This is a genomic window from Streptomyces beigongshangae (assembly GCF_019710745.1).
Taxonomy (GTDB): domain Bacteria; phylum Actinomycetota; class Actinomycetes; order Streptomycetales; family Streptomycetaceae; genus Streptomyces; species Streptomyces beigongshangae.
Genome location: NZ_JAHKJW010000164.1, coordinates 1 through 1,533, shown reverse-complemented (window position 1 = coordinate 1,533; position 1,533 = coordinate 1). Strand labels below are relative to the sequence as shown.

The window sequence follows — 1,533 nt, the reverse complement described above, 5'->3', positions numbered from 1 at the left end:
CAGGCACTTGCCGTTCACCCCCCTCACCTCACCGGTACGAGGACCGGGCTCCTGCCCCCCGCCCTGCTTGACGCGGATGTTGCGGAAGGACACGTCGTCGCCGTCGCCGTGGTTCTGGAGGCCGATGTGCCCCTGCCGCAGACTCCGCGCGGGGTCGGTGTTGGTGAAGTCGTTGATCTTACGGCCGTTGAGGAAGATCTCCAGCCGCTCGCCGGTGACCCGGAGTTCGTACGTGTTCCACTCCCCCGGCGGGTTCAGGGCGGCGTCCCGTGCGGCGATGTCGGCGGACTTGAAGCCGTAGACGGAGCCCGTGGTGCGGTCGGCGGTGTCGGTGGCGTCGATCTGGATCTCGTAGCCGTTGTTCACCGCCGTCCAGGGGTCGTCGGAGGCCGGGAAGCCGATGAAGACACCGGAGTTGTCGTCCCCGGCCATCCGCCAGTCCAGCTTGAGGGAGTAGTCACCGGTGAACTCCCGGGCGGAGTGCCAGAACAGCCCCATCCCGCCCACGGAGGTGAGCGTGCCGTCCGCGAGGCTGAACCGGCCCGGTCCGGCCTGTTTCCAGCCGTTGGTGGACGAGCCGTCGAACAGTGAGGTGTAGCCGGTCTCCGCGCGGCAGTCGGCGTCGGTCATCCCGGCGGCCCAGCGGATGCCGCCGAGCAGGTGCCGCCGGAACGCGGCGTCGGTGTACGACTCGTCGGTGTGACCGCCGCCGGTGTAGAAGGCCCGGCCGCCCTGGTAGTCCTTGCACCAGGCGATCGGGTGGTCGCCGGACATGTTCCCGCCGGAGTAGCTGGACTCGTCGAGCGAGGCCAGCACGCGGGCGGTGGTGCGCGGGTTGGTGCGGTAGTTGTACCACTCGTCGGTGCGCTGCCAGGTGCTGCCCAGGTGGGCGGTGGCGTCGTGCGCCCGGTCCTCCACCTTGACGGTGGCGGCCTGGATGGCCGGATGCGAGTGGAAGAGGGCGCCGGCCAGCCCTTCGTAGAAGGGCCAGTCGTACTCGGTGTCGGCGGCCGCGTGGATGCCGACGTACCCGCCGCCGCCCTGGATGTACTGCTCGAAGGCCGTCTGCTGGGCGGCGTTCAGCACGTCGCCCGTCGTCGACAGGAAGACGACGCTCTTGTACTGGGCGAGGTTGGCGGCCGTGAACGCCTGCGCGTCCTCGGTGGCGTCCACGGTGAAGTTGTTCGCGCCGCCCAGGCCGCGCAGGGCCGCGATGCCGTCGTCGATCGAGTCGTGGCGGAAGCCCGCCGTCTTGGAGAAGACGAGGATCTTGTACGCCGGGTCCGCCGCCGCACGCTTCTGCGCGTCGGCGGATCCGGCGGATCCGGTGACGGACAGGCCGACGGACTGGCTCACGGGCTGGCTCACCGCTCCGGGCAGTGCCGCCGCCTGGGGGCCCAGGCAGAGCGCGGCACCGGCGAACAGGCCGAGGGCAGCTTTCAGATAGGTACGCATGGTCGGTCTCCTCCCTCCTACGGCAGGGTCCATTTCTGGTTGGCGTTGGTGTGGCAGGTCCACAGGTGGACCGCTGTT

The 1,533-nt window shown here is 69.8% G+C and carries 1 protein-coding gene; it reads right to left on the bottom strand.

Annotated features, from left to right (window positions below; translation table 11 throughout):
- Nucleotides 1-1,455 (bottom strand): ThuA domain-containing protein (locus KM933_RS38630; protein ID WP_221362332.1); only part of this gene is annotated, 1,455 nt, incomplete at its 3' end.
- Nucleotides 1,456-1,533: the final 78 nt, after the last annotated feature.